At 49.2% G+C, this 18,705-nt stretch carries 17 protein-coding genes and 1 pseudogene; 11 read left to right on the forward strand and 7 right to left on the reverse strand.

Annotated features, from left to right (window positions below):
• Positions 1–10: 10 nt before the first annotated feature.
• From AB1656_15085 to AB1656_15105, 5 genes are all read right to left on the reverse strand, one after another.
• A complete protein-coding gene (locus tag AB1656_15085) occupies positions 11–892 on the reverse strand; it encodes a homocysteine S-methyltransferase family protein (protein ID MEW6236707.1) in 882 nt (293 codons plus the stop codon).
• 20 nt (positions 893–912) lie between these two features.
• Complete coding sequence (locus AB1656_15090) at positions 913–1,548, reverse strand: corrinoid protein (GenBank protein ID MEW6236708.1); 636 nt, start codon at positions 1,546–1,548, stop codon at positions 913–915.
• Between the two features lie 248 nt (positions 1,549–1,796).
• A complete protein-coding gene (locus AB1656_15095; protein ID MEW6236709.1) occupies positions 1,797–2,117 on the reverse strand; it encodes a PIN domain-containing protein in 321 nt (106 codons plus the stop codon).
• Between the two features lie 92 nt (positions 2,118–2,209).
• A complete protein-coding gene (locus AB1656_15100) occupies positions 2,210–2,470 on the reverse strand; it encodes a hypothetical protein (protein ID MEW6236710.1) in 261 nt (86 codons plus the stop codon).
• 196 nt (positions 2,471–2,666) lie between these two features.
• Positions 2,667–3,053, reverse strand: a complete 387-nt coding sequence (locus AB1656_15105) for a retroviral-like aspartic protease family protein (GenBank protein ID MEW6236711.1) — start codon at positions 3,051–3,053, stop codon at positions 2,667–2,669.
• A gap of 409 nt (positions 3,054–3,462) precedes the next feature.
• On the opposite strand from AB1656_15105, the gene AB1656_15110 reads away from it, so the two are divergent.
• Positions 3,463–5,493: a methyl-accepting chemotaxis protein gene (locus AB1656_15110; protein ID MEW6236712.1), complete on the forward strand. Its 2,031-nt coding sequence runs from the start codon at positions 3,463–3,465 to the stop codon at positions 5,491–5,493.
• Positions 5,494–5,777: 284 nt separating this feature from the next.
• Positions 5,778–7,511 (forward strand): redoxin domain-containing protein, encoded by a 1,734-nt coding sequence (locus tag AB1656_15115; GenBank protein ID MEW6236713.1) that lies wholly within the window; start codon positions 5,778–5,780, stop codon positions 7,509–7,511.
• A gap of 6 nt (positions 7,512–7,517) precedes the next feature.
• Here the strand turns inward: AB1656_15115 and AB1656_15120 are convergent, their stop codons facing one another.
• Positions 7,518–9,278, reverse strand: a complete 1,761-nt coding sequence (locus AB1656_15120; protein ID MEW6236714.1) for a hypothetical protein — start codon at positions 9,276–9,278, stop codon at positions 7,518–7,520.
• Positions 9,279–10,022: 744 nt separating this feature from the next.
• On the opposite strand from AB1656_15120, the gene era reads away from it, so the two are divergent.
• The 4 genes from era to xerD all read left to right on the forward strand — a co-directional run bounded on the left by era (position 10,023) and on the right by xerD (position 13,670).
• Positions 10,023–10,934 (forward strand): GTPase Era, encoded by a 912-nt coding sequence (gene era / locus AB1656_15125; GenBank protein MEW6236715.1) that lies wholly within the window; start codon positions 10,023–10,025, stop codon positions 10,932–10,934.
• A 339-nt stretch (positions 10,935–11,273) separates the two neighbouring features.
• Positions 11,274–11,858: a hypothetical protein gene (locus AB1656_15130; GenBank protein MEW6236716.1), complete on the forward strand. Its 585-nt coding sequence runs from the start codon at positions 11,274–11,276 to the stop codon at positions 11,856–11,858.
• A 158-nt stretch (positions 11,859–12,016) separates the two neighbouring features.
• Positions 12,017–12,664, forward strand: a complete 648-nt coding sequence (locus AB1656_15135; GenBank protein ID MEW6236717.1) for an MBL fold metallo-hydrolase — start codon at positions 12,017–12,019, stop codon at positions 12,662–12,664.
• Positions 12,665–12,740: 76 nt separating this feature from the next.
• Positions 12,741–13,670, forward strand: a complete 930-nt coding sequence (gene xerD, locus AB1656_15140; protein ID MEW6236718.1) for a site-specific tyrosine recombinase XerD — start codon at positions 12,741–12,743, stop codon at positions 13,668–13,670.
• Positions 13,671–13,759: 89 nt separating this feature from the next.
• On the opposite strand, the gene AB1656_15145 is transcribed toward xerD, so the two are convergent.
• On the reverse strand, positions 13,760–15,025 hold the full coding sequence (locus AB1656_15145) for a nucleotide disphospho-sugar-binding domain-containing protein (GenBank protein ID MEW6236719.1): 1,266 nt from the start codon (positions 15,023–15,025) through the stop codon (positions 13,760–13,762).
• Positions 15,026–15,409: 384 nt separating this feature from the next.
• On the opposite strand from AB1656_15145, the gene AB1656_15150 reads away from it, so the two are divergent.
• The 5 genes and pseudogenes from AB1656_15150 to AB1656_15170 all read left to right on the forward strand — a co-directional run.
• Positions 15,410–15,871, forward strand: a complete 462-nt coding sequence (locus tag AB1656_15150; protein MEW6236720.1) for an Hsp20/alpha crystallin family protein — start codon at positions 15,410–15,412, stop codon at positions 15,869–15,871.
• Between the two features lie 39 nt (positions 15,872–15,910).
• Positions 15,911–16,300 carry an Hsp20/alpha crystallin family protein gene (locus AB1656_15155; protein ID MEW6236721.1) on the forward strand — a complete coding sequence of 130 codons (390 nt, stop codon included), beginning with the start codon at positions 15,911–15,913 and terminating at the stop codon, positions 16,298–16,300.
• Positions 16,301–16,556: 256 nt separating this feature from the next.
• Complete coding sequence (locus tag AB1656_15160; protein MEW6236722.1) at positions 16,557–16,760, forward strand: cold-shock protein; 204 nt, start codon at positions 16,557–16,559, stop codon at positions 16,758–16,760.
• 873 nt (positions 16,761–17,633) lie between these two features.
• Positions 17,634–18,272 (forward strand): annotated as a pseudogene (locus tag AB1656_15165) (site-specific integrase).
• Positions 18,273–18,396: 124 nt separating this feature from the next.
• A partial coding sequence (locus tag AB1656_15170; protein MEW6236723.1) for a hypothetical protein occupies positions 18,397–18,705 on the forward strand: 309 nt, incomplete at its 3' end.

Here is an 18,705-nt window from a genome sequence, read left to right on the forward strand (position 1 = left end):
TGGCATAATATTACGGCAATGCGGCGGCCAGCGCTTTTTTCACGGCCTTGATAAATTCTGGCGAGGTTCCGCAGCAACCGCCAATGAAACTCGCGCCCGATTTTAATAGTTCGGGAATCCAGGCGGCGAATTCCTCCGGTTTTCGCTTATAAACCGTTCTTCCGTTTTCTATTTCCGGCAGTCCGGCGTTGGCTTTGATCCAGATAGGAAGCGAGGCGGCGGCGCGAAGCCGCTGACAGATGTGAATATATCCTTCGATTCCCTGGCCGCAGTTGGCGCCGATGACGTCCGCGCCCGCTTCGGTCAGGGCTTCCACCGCCTGTTCAATGGTGGTTCCCATCATGGAGCGATCCTTGTTCTTGCCGGAATCGAAACTCATGCAGCCGACGACGGGCAAGCCGGTTTCGCGGGCGGCGGCGACGGCGACTTTCGCCTCCGCCGGATCGGACATAGTCTCGACAACGAGGCCGTCCGCGCCCCCTTCTTTTAACGCTTGCGCCTGTTCGGCGAAAGCGGCGCGCAACTCCTCCTCCTCAACCTCCCCCATCAACAGCATCTTGCCGGTGGGGCCGATGGAAGCGAATACGAGCGCCTGGCCGCCGGTTCCGCGCTGGGATATTGTTGCTCCTTGGCGGTTGATTTCCGCCGCCTTTTCCGCCAAACCGTATTTGGCGAGAGTGATGCGATTGGCCCCGAAGGTGTTAGTGAGGATGATGCGGCTGCCCGCCTTCGTATAGGCGCGGGCGATTTCCTCCACTTTTTCGGGACGGCTCAGATTCCAGGCGTCGGGACATTCGCCCGGCTCAAGGCCGCGCGCCTGCAATTGGGTTCCCCAGGCGCCATCCGTAACGACAGGCCCGCGGGCAAGGATTTTTTCAATGATAGGATTCATTCGCTTCGCCCTTCCGGTTTTCAACCAGCGGCCAACCGGCGCGCGAGAGTGACGGCGGTGCGGGCGTTTTCGCCGTAGCCATCCGCTCCGATTTCATCGGCGTATTGTTGGGTGATGGGAGCGCCGCCGATCATGACTTTCACCCGGTCGCGCACGCCCGCCTCCTTGAGCGCGTTGATCGTCGTCGCCATCGACGGCATAGTCGTTGTCAGCAAAGTAGAAAGACAAACCAAACCGGCTTTTTTCTCGCTGATGGCGGAAATAATTTGATCCGGCTTGACGTCGACGCCGAGATCGGTCACCTCGAAACCGCCGCCTTCCAGCATGGATGCAACAAGGTTCTTGCCAATGTCGTGCAGATCGCCTTTGACGGTGCCGATCACTACCCGTCCGATCGGCTCGGCGCCGCTGGCCTTCAACAGAGGCTGGATCAATTCCATCGCCTGCTTCATGGCGCGGGCGGCGATCATCAATTCGGGAATGAAAAATTCTTCGCACTCGAAGCGCCGTCCCACTTCATCCATCGCAGGGACCATCGTTTCCGTAACGACTTCCAATGGAGCGATTCCGGCGGCGAGCGCTTCTTTCGTCGTCTCCACCGAAGTTTTCGCGTCTCCCTCCAAAATCGCCTTATACAGTTTTTCGTTTTTCGCCATAATCGTCTCCCAATGCGGTATCGCCTAGCGATGCGTTTTCGCGTGAAAAGCATATCTTATAAAAAAAGTATTTCCGGCGTTAGGGGGGCTGGAGTGAGCTTGGCATTTGAATTGCGGTGATTTAAAAGACGGAACGATTTTAGGACATTGATTGGTCTGTCTCCTAATAAAAAAACCTACCGGCGTATTGGTAGGTCATCCAGATATATAAAAATCCGCTTCGTTTAAGGGGAAAACTCACTTGGTGGTTAGACAGCGCGGCTCAAGTTAATCCAAAGAGCGGGAAGCGCGGCGAGACGCTTGAAGTCGGCATCGGCTGTGACAAACTGTCCGCAGCCGTGGTGAACGGCGAGTGAAACATGAAGCGCGTCAAGCGTCTTGAGGCGTTCTGTGCGCATAACGCGCAAGCTTTCTTTAAGAAGGATCGGATAGTTTCTCAGAATTTTCTTGTGCGTAAATGCTTCGTCATACAATGCGATGAGAACGGTATCGTTATTTCGGTACGGTTTGTAGAATACCTCCATCTTGACTAGCTCTGACGCGCAAAAAGTCCATCCTTCCTTTTCCAAACTCTACAAGCGTTCCTCTACGATACTTTGGTACGGCGGTTTCCCTTCGATGCGCACGATCCAAACCGAAGTGTCAACATAGGCCAGTTTCGTCATGGCTCCCGCAGATCCCGGAGATCTTTCAAAATCTCTTCCGGGCTGCGTCGGGGGAAATCAAGCGCATCGGCCTTTTTGAAAACCGCTTTAACGGTTTGCCAGTCTGTTTCTTTTTCTTCTCCCACCTCATCTTGTTCGGAGAGAGCCAAAACAATTTCTTCCCCGCGTAATTCCGGCTCTTTAACTTTCAGCGTGCCGTCTTCGGCAACTACTGCATGCACCAGTATCATGGCCATAACTCCTTTCGTTTTATCCATTCACCCTCTCAACATGAATTCTATAAGGAAATTCATATAATCCCCTCTTTAATGATCAACGCACTTTTCCCTCTTGGGGTGCACTCTCAATTACCTATCATAGTTAAATTGTCAGGTCAAACAACTCGGCCCATCCTACGAATTCCCTCTGCGCCAGCCTTGAGCAGATCCATTTTCTATTTGACGTCCAGCCTGTTTACTTGAGCGGAATCGCGGGCAGACGCTTCAGCGTTTTGCTGGCGGGATCGACCATAATGCCGACGGATTCCAAAGCCGTGACTCCCAAGATAGGCTCGGCGCCGGGATTGCCGAAGATCACCCGCCCGGCGGTCGTTTCCCCCATAAATTCGATGCGCGCAAGTCCGAACGGAATCTCTTTGACGGAGCCATCCGCCAACTCGTAAGCCATTTTGCCTTCCTTTCGGATCCCCGCCTTCTCCAGTTCGTCCGCCGGAGCCATCGAATCCGTTGCGCCAGTATCCACTAAAAACAAAGCTTCATAGAACTTTTTTTCATCGGCCAGGTTTATGAGTTTTGTCGTTACTTTTGTCAGACCCATTGTCGTAACTTTTGTCAGATCCATTGTTTAGCTCCTCCGTACGTTCCGAAGCCATTTCCCGACTCAAGATATGATTATCGCGTTTATCCGCATCCCGGCTCAAATCGCTCACAGGAATTATATTCGATAATATCCTCATAACACGCCCCTCTTCTGAAACACTTCGTTTTCTTCCTTCAATAGCCGACAACCTTTCCTTGCAAGGGGGGCTTATAACAGCGTCGCCTCTGGCTACGCTTCGCTTTGCCCCCCTACGGTTCTTTCCAAAGGGTGAGGGAATGGTATTGCAAAACATGAGTTAAAAAATTTGCTTCAATGAAGTATATATGGTATATTAAATGGAGTACTGAATTTTTTTGTAATATAAACATTATAAATAGTAAAATTTATATACCTACTTACAATTTTCTCAAGAATCGGGAGGACTATGTTCATGTTGGCATGGAGAGATTTGAAAGTTGGGAAAAAATTGGCAGTGGGTTTCGGCGGCATATTGATCCTACTGATCCTAGCCAGCGGAGTGGGTTTCGACGGCATTCAAACCGTCTGGAAAAACCTGCTCATCATCGGCGATCATGAAGCGCCCATCGTCGATATGGCCAACGAGATGAAATATACGCTCATGGCGTCGCGCAACCTGTTGGAAGAATTCAAGTCGGCGACCGCTGCGCTAGCCTCCGCCGACGCCAGCCGGGTCGATGCGATTCGCGCCGAATATCGGAAAACGTTAGAAGATTTCGATCTTTTTAAAGAGGCGATCCTGGAGGGCAAGCAATTGCCGGACGGAACAGTAGTGCTCAAGACCGATAACGAAGAATTGGCTGATTTGGTCAGAATGGCCGATCAAAAACATAACGACGAATTTCAGCGTTCGGCGGACGAAATGATGCTAATGGGGGATGAGCTGCTTAAAGAAAAAGGCAATACGGATTCGGCCATGAGCGATATGGAAGGAATGTTCGAGGAAGTATCCAACGATTCCACGCTTTTGGAATCGGTTATTGACGAGGAAATCAATACTCGCGCTAAAGAGGCGAGCATCAGCGCGGAAGCGCAAAAAATTCTCGACGAAGAAGTCCCGTTGATGGACGCCGCCAATGAAATTAAATACGAAATCGCTCAAACCAGGCTAGTAGTGGAAGAATACGTGCAAACGAAAAAAACTGACGAATTGGATGCTTTGGAAAAAGAATATGGGGAGGCTATCGAAAAATTCGATTCTGTGGCGAACGCCATTCTCAATGGAGGAGAGATCAACGGCAGACGAATCGTGGCGACGGATAACGAAAAAATCAAATCGGCTATTCTCGAAATCGAACAAAATCACGATGCGTTCCAAAAATCCGTCGAGAATTTGATGAAGGCTTACCGAGCGATGGTGGAATCGGATGCTCAAGCGGAAACAGCTATGAGCCAATTCGAGAAAATCGGCGAAGAGATGACGGCTTTGTTAAGCCAGGTGGAAGAGCTGTCGGTAAAAGAGATGGCAAATGCGAAAATCGCCAGCGCCGCGGCCAAACAAAGATCGTTTTTATTGTTATTGTCCGTAACCGTTATTTCTCTTTTGGCTGGAATTGCGATAGGCGCGATTATCACTCGCGGCATCACGGTTCCTCTAAACAAAGGAGTAGTATTTGCCCAAGCCATCGCGCAAGGAGACCTTACTCAAACGCTGGATATTCATCAAAAAGACGAAATCGGAATATTGGCGGATACGCTGAATGTCATGGCCTCCGATTTGAACGCCATCGTCAAAGGCATTCAACAAACAGCGGAACAAGTGGCGGCGAGTTCGGAAGAATTGTCCTCCGCTTCCCAAAATTTGGCCAATGCAGCGACGGAACAGGCGGCCAGCCTCGAAGAAACCACTGCGTCCATGGAACAGCTATTCGCCTCCATCGAACAAAACGCGGAAAACACGACGAAGACCGAACTCGTATCTTCCAAAGCCGTCGGCAACGCCGACACGGGCGGTCAAGCGGTGTTCGATACGGTAGTCGATATGAAGAAAATCGCCGACAAAATTTCGATCATCAACGATATATCCGATCAAACCAATCTGCTTGCGTTGAATGCCGCCATCGAAGCGGCGCGCGCCGGAGAGATGGGCAAGGGATTCGCCGTCGTGGCGGTGGAAGTGCGCAAATTAGCGGAACGCAGCCAAGTCGCCGCCAAGGAAATCAGCGAATTGGCGCAGATCAGCGTCTCCAAAGCCGAAAACGCGGGAAACGAAATCCAATCCGTCGTGAACGCCATCAAGAATTCTTCCCAATTGATTCAACAAATATCGTTCAATTGCTCCGAACAAAAAGAAGGCGCGGAACAAATCAAAAAATCTTTGATTCAACTCGATCAGGTGACGCAGCAAAACTCCTCCACCAGTGAAGAGACCGCCACTTCCAGCGAAGAACTATCGACCCAAGCCACTTCCCTATTGGATGTCATTTCGAAATTTAAAGTGTAACGATTCGTTATTCCACACCCTATCGATAAACGGGCAGCCAAAGTACGGCGGCCCGTCGGATTTTTTTGTTTTCATTTCCTTATCTTGCCTGACGATTCCATCGAACAATAAACAACAAATCGATTTCAAAAAACGAAAACCAGCCCTCGCCTTCCAGCGCCTATCATGACATTTTTTCTTTTTTTGTATAATTTATGGAAGGGATGAAATTCACTCGAAAGGTTTTTATGGATAGATATTTCTCCAAAATGAATTTTTATTCTCATACGAATCTGGAGATTTAAATGAATCGACGACGATATCTCGTAGTAAAAATTCTCATAGGCATGATATTCCTTTCTTTCCTATCCTCAGCCTATCCGGCGGAAAAGGAAAAAGCCCCTCTCGACGCCCAGGCCGATCGCTTGATCCGCGACGTTTCCCAATTTCTCGGCGGCTTGCAGTCGCTGAAGGTAGATATCGCCGTCATTGTTAAAACCGAAGGGTTGGGGACGAAAAACGAACTTACCACCATGCAGACGCTCAGTTTCAAGCGTCCCTCCTATGCCGCCGTCATTGTGCAAAAGGGTCTCGCAGGCAGCACCGTCATCTGCGACGGCAGCGCTGTCACTCGATTTTACCCCATGTTCCGCCTCTATACGGTCGAGAACGCTCCCGCTTCCATCGAGGACCTGACTACCATCCCCCCCGAATCGACTCCGGCGGCCATGATGACGTCTTTTCACGCTCTCTTTATCGATTTTCTCTTCAAGAAGGATCCATTCAATGCCTTACTGAAATACGTGGACTCCGGCGAATATCTAGGCGAGGAAGAATCGAATGGAGTCCTCTGCCGCCATGTCCGATTTTCTCTGGAAGATCTGAAATGGGAGATGTGGGTGGATGCCGGAAAGACGCCGTTGATTCGAAAAATCGCTCCCGATTTTTCCGCCAGCCTCGCTAAAACCACCGGCAAAGCGGCTGGCGTCACTCAGGTGAAGATTGAAATGTCCATCGAATACGACGGCTGGAAAATTAATCCCGAATTATCGGAAAACGATTTTAAATTCATTCCCCCTGAAGACGCCAAAAAAGCGGCGAATTTGCAAGAGGGCATCGACGCTCTGTCCGGCGTCGCTCGTTCCCGCTTGAAACCCAAATCGCCGCCAGCGTACGAACGCCTGCTAGGAAAACCCGCGCCTCCATTCAAGTCGCAACTCCTCGGCGGCGGCAAATTCGATCTTGCCGTCCGCCAGACGGAGAAAATCATGGTTCTCGATTTCTGGGCCGCCTGGTGTCCCCCCTGCCGCGAAACGCTGCCGCTCCTCGCCGCCCTCGCTAAGGAATATAAGGATAAAAATGTGGAATTCGCTTCCATCAACCAGCAGGACGAAAAAGAGGACATCGAAAAATTCTTAAAGGATGCAAAACTGAATATTCCCGTAATCCTGGATGAAAACGGAGATGTTGGCGACGCCTATTTCGCCGAAAGCCTGCCCCAGACCGTCATTATCGATAAAAACGGAATCGTCCGGTATGTTTTCATTGGAGAAGCGCCGCCGATGCTGCAGAAAAAAGCGAAACAAGCGCTTGACGATCTTCTCGCGGGAAAGAAACCGGGTTCTCCTCTCGAAAAGGCATCGGCGAAGAAGAAAGAAGAGGCGGTAAAGATGGATATGCGGTTGCTCAGCAACTCTTTGGAAGCTTTCTTTATCGATAATAATTCTTACCCCGTTCCCCTGAGGGATAAGAGAACTGTGGATGAAGCAGGACTGCAAATTTCCGAGGGAGGCCGAATCCTCTTCTTGACGGAGCCGGTAACCTATCTCCCCGAAATTCCCAAAGACCCCTTCGATCCCGAAGGCAAACCCTACCGCTATTTCAGTAATGGCAAGTTTTATGTTCTCGTTTCCAACGGCCCCGACGGCAAACCCGATTTTGACGAAAGAACTTATATGGGCGCGCCTCTGCCGGATTTGAACAAATTCATATACGATCCCGCCACGGGAAAGGGCGACATTATCCGCGTCGGTCCCTAATGCGCGCTAGGGGATATCCAAAGCGGCGCCGTTGGACTCTAGCGAAATAAGGCGCCCCTCCGGCGAGACGCACAATCCCACGCCTCGATGGGCATAGATTTTCGGCGGGCGATACGTCTCGCGGAACGGCTTGACGGCGACGGTAAAGATTTCGCCCAAACGGTTGTAAACGTACAATCCTCGTCCCAACGGATCGATTTCCAAATCCACAGCCATTTTCATTCCCGCCCAATAAGGCAGCAACTCTTTCGCCACCGGCGGCGAAGTGTTCGGCAGGGATGGGGCATCCTTTTCGTGATTGGAATGAATTGCTCCGTAAATATCTAATAGATAATAACCCATCCCGTCGGGATCCAGCTCCATGTCAGCGACAACGGCGCGATCGAAATGCAGCCTCTTCCACGAAGGAAATCCCTCCGGCGACGTTCCGATGATTCGAATCTCGCCAAACGCCGACGCCAATAGCAGCGCTTTTCCGTTGGGATGAAACTTCATGCCGATGGCGCCGCCTAGCGGGAGCGCCGCTTCCGCCTGCGCAACTAACGGCAAGGGCATAGAAGATACGATTCGCCCATTGGCGCGCAATATAACAAAGGCGCCATCTGTCCGCTCCAAATCGATGGCGTCATAGATCGGCTCTTTCGGATCCCATTCCACTTGCGGCAGATCGTCATGAAACGAATAGACTCTTCCCCAACGGTCGAGAGCGTAGGGCTGGCCTTCATCCGCCGCCCAGACGATATCCGCCCAAATCCATTCCGGCGAACCGTAAACGGATTCGCTTTCCCGCATCGTCCATAGAAATTCCATCTCCCACAAATCTTTCATGCGCTCGATTTTGTCCGGCGCCATAACTTGCGAGGGAGGAAGAAACTGCAAACATAGGGCGGGATTTTCCAGCCGTATCGCCTGCTTAGCCATGCGCAAACGCAAAAAGAAGGGCCAATTCAAATAGCGCGGCAAATCGCCCTTCCGTTGAATGCGGTTCAGAACCAAGCTATACGTCCGCGCCGCTTCCAAAGGCGCTTTCATGGCGGCTTGATAACTGTCTATCTCCTTCGGAGAGATAGGTTCGTATTTAAACGGCGTCCAGGCGCGTTCTTGCTCGCCCGCAATATACCATAATCTCCATACGCCGGCGTTATCCGTCCAAACCGCTCCAGCGGCTAGCCCGGCGGCTAGCAGCAACGGAAGATGATCCCGTCCCCGAAGCAATGGACTCGCGCTGCGGGATATCAAAGCGACGCAGGCCAAAATCGGCAGCGAAAGCAATCCCGGAATAATAAGATGGCCTGGATGTTCTTCCGAGCTTAGTGGTAAGGCGAAAGGCAGCGTTTTGACGAACGGTAATGGCGCCCACGCTGCGAACGTCAAAGCGAAGAGGATGAGCAGCAGGGTGCGATGGCTGGAAGAATACGGCAGCCTCGGCGCAGGCTTCAACTTCAGCGCCATAAGCAAACATAAAGGATAAACGGCGGCGAATCGTCCCCAACTCTCCACATAGCCGCGCAAAAATCCCATCCAGCCGATCAGATAAAGGCACCCCGCCGCGAAGGCGATAAAGACGGATTGCCATTCTTCCGCAATCTCCCAGCGTTGCTCGTTCAAGGATCGCAGCAGCAAGTAAACGAACAATGCCAATAAAACGCAATCTTCTTCATAGGCCGAACGGAATTCCGGCAGAAAAAAAACGCCGAGAGGAAGACAAAGAAAAATAATATTATAGGTATTTTTGCTTATAAAAATCTCGCGTATCTTCGCCATCATCGCAAACGTCATTTATTTTTGTAATGGTTTATTTCATTTGAAATTGTTCCCTCGCCCTCTGGGCTGATCTTTACCCACAAGTAGGGAGTGTAGAATTAGGATATCAATTTTATTGGTTGAGGGAAAGATGATGAACAAAAGAAAGAAGCCCAACGGAATCCCCCTAAATGCGGCGCTGATCTTTACCCACAAGTATTGAAGTATTTATGAATGCCTGAATCAGGATTGTCGGGAATAAAGAATAACCAAGTTGGTTAGTCAACCCGCCGTTAAAACGGAGGACTATTGTCGTTTGCCCCTTGAGAGGGGCAAATAATAATCGCTCGACATTTCAACGATGGGTTGATTTTCCATCCTCGTCATCACGATTCAAGCATTCATAATTTTTCTATACTTGCGGGTAAAGATCAGCATAGAGGGAGAGGGAACAATTCCAAATGAAATGAACCCCTAGTTTCTCCTGAAACGTATTCGGATAGAATTCTTCATCTCATCGATGGAGACCGCTAGAGTATGAATAGCAGGGGCTTCACGCGCGTTTACCGAACAGAGTATGGCAAACCGCTCAAACCATCGCCTACCTAAATCGTATTCGCCCGCTAAGGGCGGAAAAAACCTTGCTCATATCGTCTCTGCCATTATTGATTTGGTAGAGGAAAAGGACAAGCGCTTGTTTAATCCCAGCCGGACAATACAATTAAATCCGATCAACGATCGCATCGAATCCTCAAGGAGAAGAATCCCATCGACGCCGTCCCCGCCCATCACCGATCCGGATATATCGCTTTAGTCGGAAGGCCCAATGCGGGCAAATCCACTTTATTGAACCAACTGTTAGGAACCAAACTCGCCGCCGTAACGCCGCATCCCCAAACAACTCGCAACCGCATTTTCGGCATTTTCGACCGCGACGATGCGCAGATCGTTTTTCAGGATACGCCGGGATTGTTGGAGCCGAAAGACGATCTGCATCAATTCATGATGCGGGAAGCGGAGCGCGCTCTCGACGATTCCGATCTGATCGTATGGCTAATTGACGCCATCAAGGGAGTGACGCCGCGGGAACGCGCCATTGCGGAAAAAATTCTGCTTCCCGTCCAGGCGCCGCTGTTTATCGTTTTCAACAAGATCGATAAAACGCCGATGGATCGAAGAGCGTCATTGCAAGAGGGATTGAAGAGTCTTTCGTTTTTCCAACCTCCCGTCCTCTTTTATATCTCCGCGCTTTTTGGCGATGGCGTGAGAGATTTATTGCAAAAGATGATCGAGCGGATGCCGGAAGGACCGAAATATTTTCCCCCCGATCAATTGAGCGACCGCACGCAGCGTTTTTTTGTAGAGGAGATCATCCGGGAAAAAGCCTTCCTCATCATGCGTCAAGAAATTCCCTACTCTCTGGCGGTCCAGGTGGAGGAGATGAAGGAGAGAGAAGGGGGCCTCACCGCTATCCGCGCCGTCATTCATGTGGAGCGGGAATCGCAGAAAGGAATGATCTTAGGCAAGAAAGGGGCCGTCATCAAACAAATCGGTACGGAAGCCCGCAAGGATATCGAGGCGTTGCTGGGGAACCGCGCCTATTTGGATTTATGGGTAAAAGTAAGCGAGCGTTGGCGCAAAAAAGGCGAACGTTTGCGGACATTCGGTTATAAAGAGTAAGGCGCATCCCGGCGAAAATATAATAGGCGAGATTTGGTATGAATTTCAATGGATTTTTCAAGACAAGAATTGTTTGGAATGGCGATCACGCTTTCCGATAAAAATTAAAATTCTTATCGTCCATCGAATGTTAAATTCTTATGTATTATAACGGGGTTGATTGAGCGGATATAATTTAAAATTATAAATATGAATTAGATACGAGAATTTTTTCGAGAATATTTCCCAAGGAAATTTCCAAAAAACTCTTGACTTTACCGAAAATTCCATTAATCTTATTTATATATAGGGCTGTATCTGGGAATGTTTAAATAAACCCTGGGGAGGAGAACAATACCCATGAAGCCCGCATTTTCTGCTGTGGAGTTGTTATTGGTGGCTGGCATCACCGCCATACTAGTAGCCATAGCTGTGCCTGGGTATTTGGAAGCAAAAGTGCGCGCTGAGGTGGTGGACGTCCAAGTGAAAATGCGGGAAATCACGGGAGCTTTGGCGCAATACAGCATTGATTACAATGGGCAATTGCCGGAAAAATGGTCCTACGGACAACCTTCTCCGCTCAAACGGCTCGTTACTTTAGGCCTGATTTCTTACGAACCCACCGATCGCTTTAAAGAGGGGCTTCAAGGGGTTGGCGTTTGGTATTCCGATCCCTACATCACATTCGACTATATCGATCCAACCAATAACCAACATAAACTTTGGTTCGCCAGAATGATCGCCAAAGCCGGAACCGCCCCAAAAACGAATCCTTTTCAATATTGGTACATGAAAAGCATCGGTCCCGATCAGACGGATTTCCACGATGAGGGCAATATTCGCGGCTTGAACAAAGCCAATCCCTTGGGGATGGTGGAATACGATCCCACGAATGGCGTCTTCAGTTTGGGCGAAATTACTCGCTCGGATCAGGACGGCTCCTAAACCGTTAGCGCATGATATCTCCAACGCCGCTTCCTTCTCAAAGGCAAGCGGCGTTTTTATTATCCGGTTTTTCCATTCGGTTCGATGGTCTTACCCTGTAGTAATTCCCCGTCCGTCATAAAATAATGTTCTGCGACGCTATTATGCGAGGTTCGATTATGTTGTATGTTTCAGGTTTTCCCGTTGGTATGCTGCAAGCGAATTGTTATATTCTTTACGATTCGGATTCCGGCGACGCCGCCGTTATCGATCCGGGAGACGAAGGGGAAAGGATCATACAAACCGTCGAGAATCTCAACGTACAACCGAGGTTATTGCTCAACACGCACGGTCACGGGGATCACATCGGCGCCAACAAGCGAATCAAGGATGCCTTTTCCGTCCCTCTAGCGATTCATCGGGACGACGCCTCCATGCTGACGGACGCCGTAGAGAATCTATCCGCCAGATTCGACGTAACGATTCTTTCGCCTCCGGCGGATCTTCTGCTCGACGATGGAAGCGAGATCGATTTCGCGGGGAGGAAGATTCGCGCCTTGCATACGCCGGGCCACTCTCCAGGCGGCTGCTGCCTGCATGTGGAAAACCATCTCTTCACGGGAGACGCTCTTTTCAAAATGACCATCGGCCGCACCGATGTTCCAGGCGGCTCGCACGAACAACTGATGCGGGGCATCTTCGAGAAAATCCTCACGCTTCCCGACGATACGATTCTGTATCCCGGCCACGGGCCGCTTTCGACGGTGGGGGAGGAGAGGCGCAACAATTACTACATCCTGTCGTTTGCGGAATATTACTATTCGTAATCCGCGTTGCGCTTCTGGGAGCGCGGGCGTCCCGCCAACCATAGCGAAAAACAATGCAGGAGAGGTTTGGCGGACGATGAGCGAGCAGGAACCAAAGAAGACGAATCCCTATCTGCGCCAGTTTCTCGATCATCTCGTTTTGGAGAAGGGCGCGGCGAAGGCCACTCTAGACGCTTACCGCCGCGATGTTGAGCAGCATCTTCGCTTTTTGGAAGAACGGAAAACCGCGTTTCCGGCGCAAATGAACGGGGAAGTTTTTTTGAATTATGTGGAATGGCTGCGCGGGGAAGGTAAGCGGCCTACCACGATGGCGCGCAAAATTTCCGCCTTGCGCCGTTTTTATCGTTACTTGGTTAGAGAGAAAACCTTCGAAGAAGATCCCTCGCGTTTAGTGCGATCCTCCACGCCGCCCAAGCAATTTAAGGGCGCTCTCGATGCGGACGAAGTCCAGCGGCTATTGGAGGCGACGGAGAACGAGGGCGACGACGCCCTGCGCCTGCGCGACCAGGCGATGATCGAGTTGCTCTACGCCGCGGGCTTGCGCGTTTCCGAACTGCTGCATCTGCGTCCCGGCGATTTCAATTTTCAATACCTCTTTCTGCGCACGATGGGCAAAGGCTCCAAGGAACGCTTGGTTCCCTTTCACGAACGAGCCGCGCAAAAAATTCGGGAATATATGGAGCGCGGACGTCCGGTTTTATGCGGCGGCCGGGCGGCGGATACGCTCTTCGTCAACCGTTTCGGCAAGCCCCTCAGCCGCATGGGATTTTGGAAAATCTTGCGCAAGTACGCCTTGCTCGCGGGGATTACTTCGGACCTGACGCCCCACACCTTGCGCCATTCCTTCGCCACGCATCTATTGGAAAACGGCGTCGATCTGCGCGTATTGCAGGAACTTTTAGGGCACTCCGATATTTCCACTACCGAAATCTACACTCACATCGACCAACGCCGAATGCGCGAGTTGCATCAGCAGTTTCATCCGCGGGGGAAAAAGAAGAAATAATTCCCATTTGGATATCTATGATGGAATGTATGTAAGTTTCCGTTCAATATCCCGATTAACGAAAAACTATCTTCAATTTCAATTTATCATTATTCAACTATTGCCTTGCACAACCTATCTTTGAAATCTTCATTTTTCATTTTTGCCGATGCTTTTAAGGCATTCGCCTTATAGGATTGATTGTGAAATAAATCCAAAATTTTCGTTTCTAATTTTTGCCGAGTGATTTTTGCCATCGAGATTCCCATTGGCCCAACGCCTAGATCGCTTATCAAGTTATCCCATAAGTATTGGTCGATAATATGAGGGATAATCATAGAAGCGCAACCGTACTTGAGCGCCAGGTGCGTTGTGCCGGAACCTCCATGATGCAGTGCGGCATACATTTTAGGGAAAATCCATTCGTAGGGAATTCCCGATTCGAAATGGATTAAATCGGAATTATAGTTCGTCAGTTCAACCAAACCTCCCGAAGCGGTATTGATAATCGCCGGGATTTGGCATCGTTCCAAAATATCGACAATCATTTTGGTTTTTTCTTCGGGTTCGGGATTGGCCATACTTCCAAACGTAACGAATAATATTTTTTCTCGGTCAGCGACAAACTTTTCTAATCTCTTATTTGGATGCCAATGTGCCGTCTTCTTTCTTTCATGATAACCCAATACTTGCGTATTTTCCGGCCAATAATCCGGTCTTGGAAAAATGGTTGGCGAGACCGTGTAAATCATTTTCTTGGAGAATATCGCTTTTTTAATGTCCGTACTTGAAATTTTTGGCGATTTCCGAAATTCCTTCGTTACTTTCATTACGTACTGAATTAATCCGAAATTCGATAAGGAATAAGTCAACTTATTCAAAAATTGTCCGTAATTTCCGCTAAAACCGACGGTGGGCCGATCGTTAACAGCGTGAATTAAACAAGGTATCGGGCTTACGAGGATAGATTTGCCGGGATTTTCGATTTCCCAAATAATCGGATAAATAGCCTTCCCGCTGAAAATAATTTTATCGGGTTGTTCCTTAACGATAATTTCGCGTTGCCGGGCTACGAGTTCTTTGTTTATATAAAGGGATTTCATGTAAAGCCGAGCATATGCGCCCATTTTTTTTATAATCGATCTTTGGCCTCCCATAGCCATTGCGCCATCATCGCTCTCAATTAAATCGACAAATTCTGGGCCGAGAGAAATGAACTGAGCGCCGGAATCGAGGGCAAGATTTTCGAATTGTTCTGGAAAAGCGCAAACTGCGTTGTGGCCTTTTTCTTTTAGCATTTCGGCGATAGCCAAAAAAGGCTCTATGTCTCCGCGAGTTCCTAGCGATATTAAAAGTACTTTCCGTTTGGTATTCATTGCAATAGAGATTTCCCATTTTCTTGTTTCTTGATTGATTTTCCCATAGCAGAATACATTAAGTCAAGCATCCATCCTGAATACTGCAAATATTCATTGTTCCGCGTTCGCATTACTCCAATATTATCAACAATTCATTGAATCGCAATAATTGTAGATTGGAAATAAACTTACATTGTTAAATGGAAATTTAGCTTTTACAAAGCATTTCTGCGCAAAAATGGCAATTACCTGTCCGCCGATCCGTGCGTCAAATTGGCGCATTTTTTTATTCAGAACTTGATTACTTATTGATTATATTAGATTTAATAATTTGGCATTTTTCTTGTTTGTTGAATGTAAGTGCAAGAGTTAGGAAAAGCAAAATCGAAAGGAGTTAAGACAATGAGAATGTGGAATACATGGCGTGAAATGGAAGAGCTTCGCCGAAGCATCGATCAATTGTTTAACGGCTTTACCCCTACGGCGCCGAGACCTCAGAGCCGGTTCGTTTTCTTGCCTGGCCATTCCGCGCGCGCCTATCCTTCTATCAATATTCATGAAGACGCGGATCATTACTACGTCTACGCCGTCGCTCCGGGCGTCGATCCTCAAAGTTTGGACATCTCCGTCATGGGCGCCGCGCTGACGATTAAAGGCGAGAAGAAGCGCAACGACAAGGACGTGAAGCCCGAAGCCTACCATCGCAGCGAAAGAGCGGAAGGCAAATTTATCCGCACGGTGGAACTACCTACGGATGTGAAGGCGGAGCATGTCTCGGCGGAATACAAGAACGGCCTGTTGACCATCACCTTGCCCAAAGCGGAAGAAGCCAAATCCAAGGCCGTCGCCGTCAAAGTGGCGTAAGTAAGCCGATGGGATTTTTCGAAAGGAGGATGCTTCATCATGACCGAAAAAACCGTACCCGTAACCAAAGAAATGCAGACGCCAGCCATAACGCGCGAAGAATCGTTTTACGTCGCTCCGCCGGTCGACATCTATGAAGAAGGCGAAAAGCTGGTCGTCGTCGCCGATCTGCCTTGCGCCGAACAAGACTCCATCAAGGTGGGCGTCGAGAATAACGTCCTGACGATCCAGGCTTCCACGAAATTCGAAACGAAGGGCGAGGCGGCTTACCGCGAGTTCGATTCCATCCATTTCTTCCGGCAGTTCGAGTTGTCGAACGAAGTCGATATCCCCAAGATCGGCGCGGAATTCAAGAAAGGAGTGTTGACCGTCGATCTGCCCAAAGTGGAAAAAGCCAAACCGCGTCAAATAGCCGTTAAAGTGGCTTGACGGAACGAATCCTTTTTTTAGAAATCTTCTTTTCGTCATTACGGACCATTTGAGCGCTGCATCGCTATTCGTTTTTAATTTAACCAATTCGGCGAATAGAGGTTGCTTTTGATCGAATTTCATTCATACTATAGCCCAACGAAGGAAAGCCGTGGTTGCATTTCAATATGCCGTTGTGACAGTCGGGCGTTTTGAAAGGCGCCGGTCAATCCCATCTTAAACGCAGGAGTCTTTCAAGCAGGAGGTAACTGAAACAATGGCTACAGGTCGAGTCAAATGGTTTAACGAGAAAAAGGGCTATGGATTTATCGAAAAAGATGATGGCGGCGATGTTTTCGTCCATCATCAGGACATCGAAGGCACCGGTTTCAAAACCTTGTATGAAGATCAAAAAGTGGAATTCGAAGTAACGAAGGGCGAAAAAGGCCCCAAAGCGACGAATGTCAAGGTCTTGAAATAAACTGCTTTCCTAGTGGATCGTTTGCAGGGCAAAACGAACGCCCCGGATTTTCCGGGGCGTTTTATTTTGCTGTCTGGATAAAATCTTATCCATAATAGGGAAAAAATCGTTAAAAATTCTTTTAAGTTATCTCTCAAGGCGTCGATAATAGGGGCGATAAAGGGTAAGTTCGCTCATTTTTCCATAGAGGAGGGATAAAAAAAGGGGTTAAACTACTACACCCGTTTATTGAAAAGGCCTCGGAAACCTTTGTAAGGGCGCGGAGCAATTTAACCCAAGTCGTAAAATACGTCATACAGGGTTCTCTGTGAAGCGTGTTTTACGCCGTTTATAATCGACAATCCCCTAAAAAACTTAAACCGGAAATAAGCGAGCCGTCAAAAGAAAATGGAGGGCGCGAGAAATTCTTCTTTGGAAGAAAAGCGTCTTGAGAGCGGGATTTTTTTATTTGCAGCCAGGAGGGCGGGAAAAAGAAAAAAGGGTTAAACTACTTGACCCGTCGGATAAAAGGCCTCGGAAACCTTGGTAAGGGTGCGGAGTAATTTAACCCGAGTAAGACATTTTATATGAATTGCCCATTGCATTCAACATTATCGGCATTCCTCTATGAAACTTAACGTTTTTACGGGAAAAGGGGCATAATTTATTAATTGTTAATCCCTGTCTTTTCTATTTTCCCTCCTAGGCGCAATCCAATAATAAATTCTTGGAAAGAAAATTTCCACATCGCCGTATTTTCTACTCATCAAGTTCTTCGGGGCGGATACGCTTCTCAAAAATATCTCGAAGGCAAAGATCGAAGACTACCGACTCGAACGGTTGAAAACGGTCTCCAATCGAACCGTCAACATCGAAATAAACTGTCTCATGGCCATGTTGCGCCATGCGGTTTCACGGGATGAATTGGAAGAGAGGTTCGTTCCTCGGATCAAGAAACTCCATGAGCAAAGCCGCCGTTTGCGCTTTCTGGATAATAAGGAAATCGATCTCTTGCGCGCCGCCTGCCTGAAACATTCCCCCGAAATGTTCGTATTCTTCAATCTCTGCCTCTATGCCGGGCTGCGACTTGGCGAAGCGTTTAATCTTCGTTGGGCGGACATCGATCTTGACCGGCGGATGATTATTTTATCGCCCCGCGAAGAATGGCGTCCGAAATCGCGGCGGGGAAGGATCGTTCCCCTCATGGAGAAAACGCCTCTTCCCGATGCTCTGCAATCATGGCGGAAAGAGCGCCCGGACGAGGAAAAAGTTATTGACTGGCCATTCGGCGAAGACTAGCTAAAGAAGACATTTAAGAGGACAGTCAAAGCCGCCGGGTTGCCTATCGCGGGCGCAGACAAAGTAACGGCGCATGCATTGCGGCATTCCTACGCATCGCATCTAGTCATGGGCGGCGTTCCCATCTATACCGTTTCATCCTTGCTTGGACATCAAAGCCTTGCCATGACTCAAATCTATGCGCATCTTGCGCCCGATCATCTTACAAGCGCCTTGAAAGAAATCACTTTTTAGTCGTAAGAAACTTACATTGGAAAGGAGTATGGAAAATCGTAACGTTTTAGCCTCCACAAAAAAAGTTTCGAAATAAATTACACCGAGCGTTACTTCGGAGGCGGTTTCGAAGTTTTTATAGGGTATGAACCGAAACCAAGAAACCGCCCAGAGAATCCTCCAGGAAATCCTGGAGGGCCGCCAGGAACTGTCCGAAGAGGCGATTCGCGCTCTCGTCCAGGAAGACCCCGAAGCGGCGGTTTTACTCATTTTAGAGGAGGCGCATCGTCTTTTGAAAGACCAAGCGGCCAAGGAAGCCCAGAAAATCGCCGCGCCCTCCGGAATGGTTCCGCCTTATGAAAAACCCGCCAAGAAAGGGAGAAAAAAAAAGCGGGGTCGGAAGCCCGGCCACCCGGGAGCCTGCCGCAAGAAGCCTCATGAAATCACGCATCGC

The sequence above is a fragment of the Candidatus Omnitrophota bacterium genome, from assembly GCA_040755155.1.
In the GTDB taxonomy this organism is placed as follows: domain Bacteria; phylum Hinthialibacterota; class Hinthialibacteria; order Hinthialibacterales; family Hinthialibacteraceae; genus JBFMBP01.

What these genes read in the sequence shown, in the direction of transcription:
- AB1656_15110 (MEW6236712.1), top strand. Translation starts at nt 3,463, where the DNA reads ATGTTGGCATGGAGAGATTTGAAAGTTGGGAAAAAATTGGCAGTGGGT.
- AB1656_15145 (MEW6236719.1), bottom strand. Translation starts at nt 15,025, where the DNA reads ATGAATACCAAACGGAAAGTACTTTTAATATCGCTAGGAACTCGCGGA.
- AB1656_15160 (MEW6236722.1), top strand. Translation starts at nt 16,557, where the DNA reads ATGGCTACAGGTCGAGTCAAATGGTTTAACGAGAAAAAGGGCTATGGA.
- AB1656_15100 (MEW6236710.1), bottom strand. Translation starts at nt 2,470, where the DNA reads ATGGATAAAACGAAAGGAGTTATGGCCATGATACTGGTGCATGCAGTA.
- AB1656_15150 (MEW6236720.1), top strand. Translation starts at nt 15,410, where the DNA reads ATGAGAATGTGGAATACATGGCGTGAAATGGAAGAGCTTCGCCGAAGC.
- AB1656_15120 (MEW6236714.1), bottom strand. Translation starts at nt 9,278, where the DNA reads ATGATGGCGAAGATACGCGAGATTTTTATAAGCAAAAATACCTATAAT.
- AB1656_15155 (MEW6236721.1), top strand. Translation starts at nt 15,911, where the DNA reads ATGACCGAAAAAACCGTACCCGTAACCAAAGAAATGCAGACGCCAGCC.
- xerD (MEW6236718.1), top strand. Translation starts at nt 12,741, where the DNA reads ATGAGCGAGCAGGAACCAAAGAAGACGAATCCCTATCTGCGCCAGTTT.
- AB1656_15105 (MEW6236711.1), bottom strand. Translation starts at nt 3,053, where the DNA reads ATGGATCTGACAAAAGTTACGACAATGGGTCTGACAAAAGTAACGACA.
- AB1656_15135 (MEW6236717.1), top strand. Translation starts at nt 12,017, where the DNA reads ATGTTGTATGTTTCAGGTTTTCCCGTTGGTATGCTGCAAGCGAATTGT.
- AB1656_15090 (MEW6236708.1), bottom strand. Translation starts at nt 1,548, where the DNA reads ATGGCGAAAAACGAAAAACTGTATAAGGCGATTTTGGAGGGAGACGCG.
- AB1656_15115 (MEW6236713.1), top strand. Translation starts at nt 5,778, where the DNA reads ATGAATCGACGACGATATCTCGTAGTAAAAATTCTCATAGGCATGATA.
- AB1656_15085 (MEW6236707.1), bottom strand. Translation starts at nt 892, where the DNA reads ATGAATCCTATCATTGAAAAAATCCTTGCCCGCGGGCCTGTCGTTACG.
- AB1656_15130 (MEW6236716.1), top strand. Translation starts at nt 11,274, where the DNA reads ATGAAGCCCGCATTTTCTGCTGTGGAGTTGTTATTGGTGGCTGGCATC.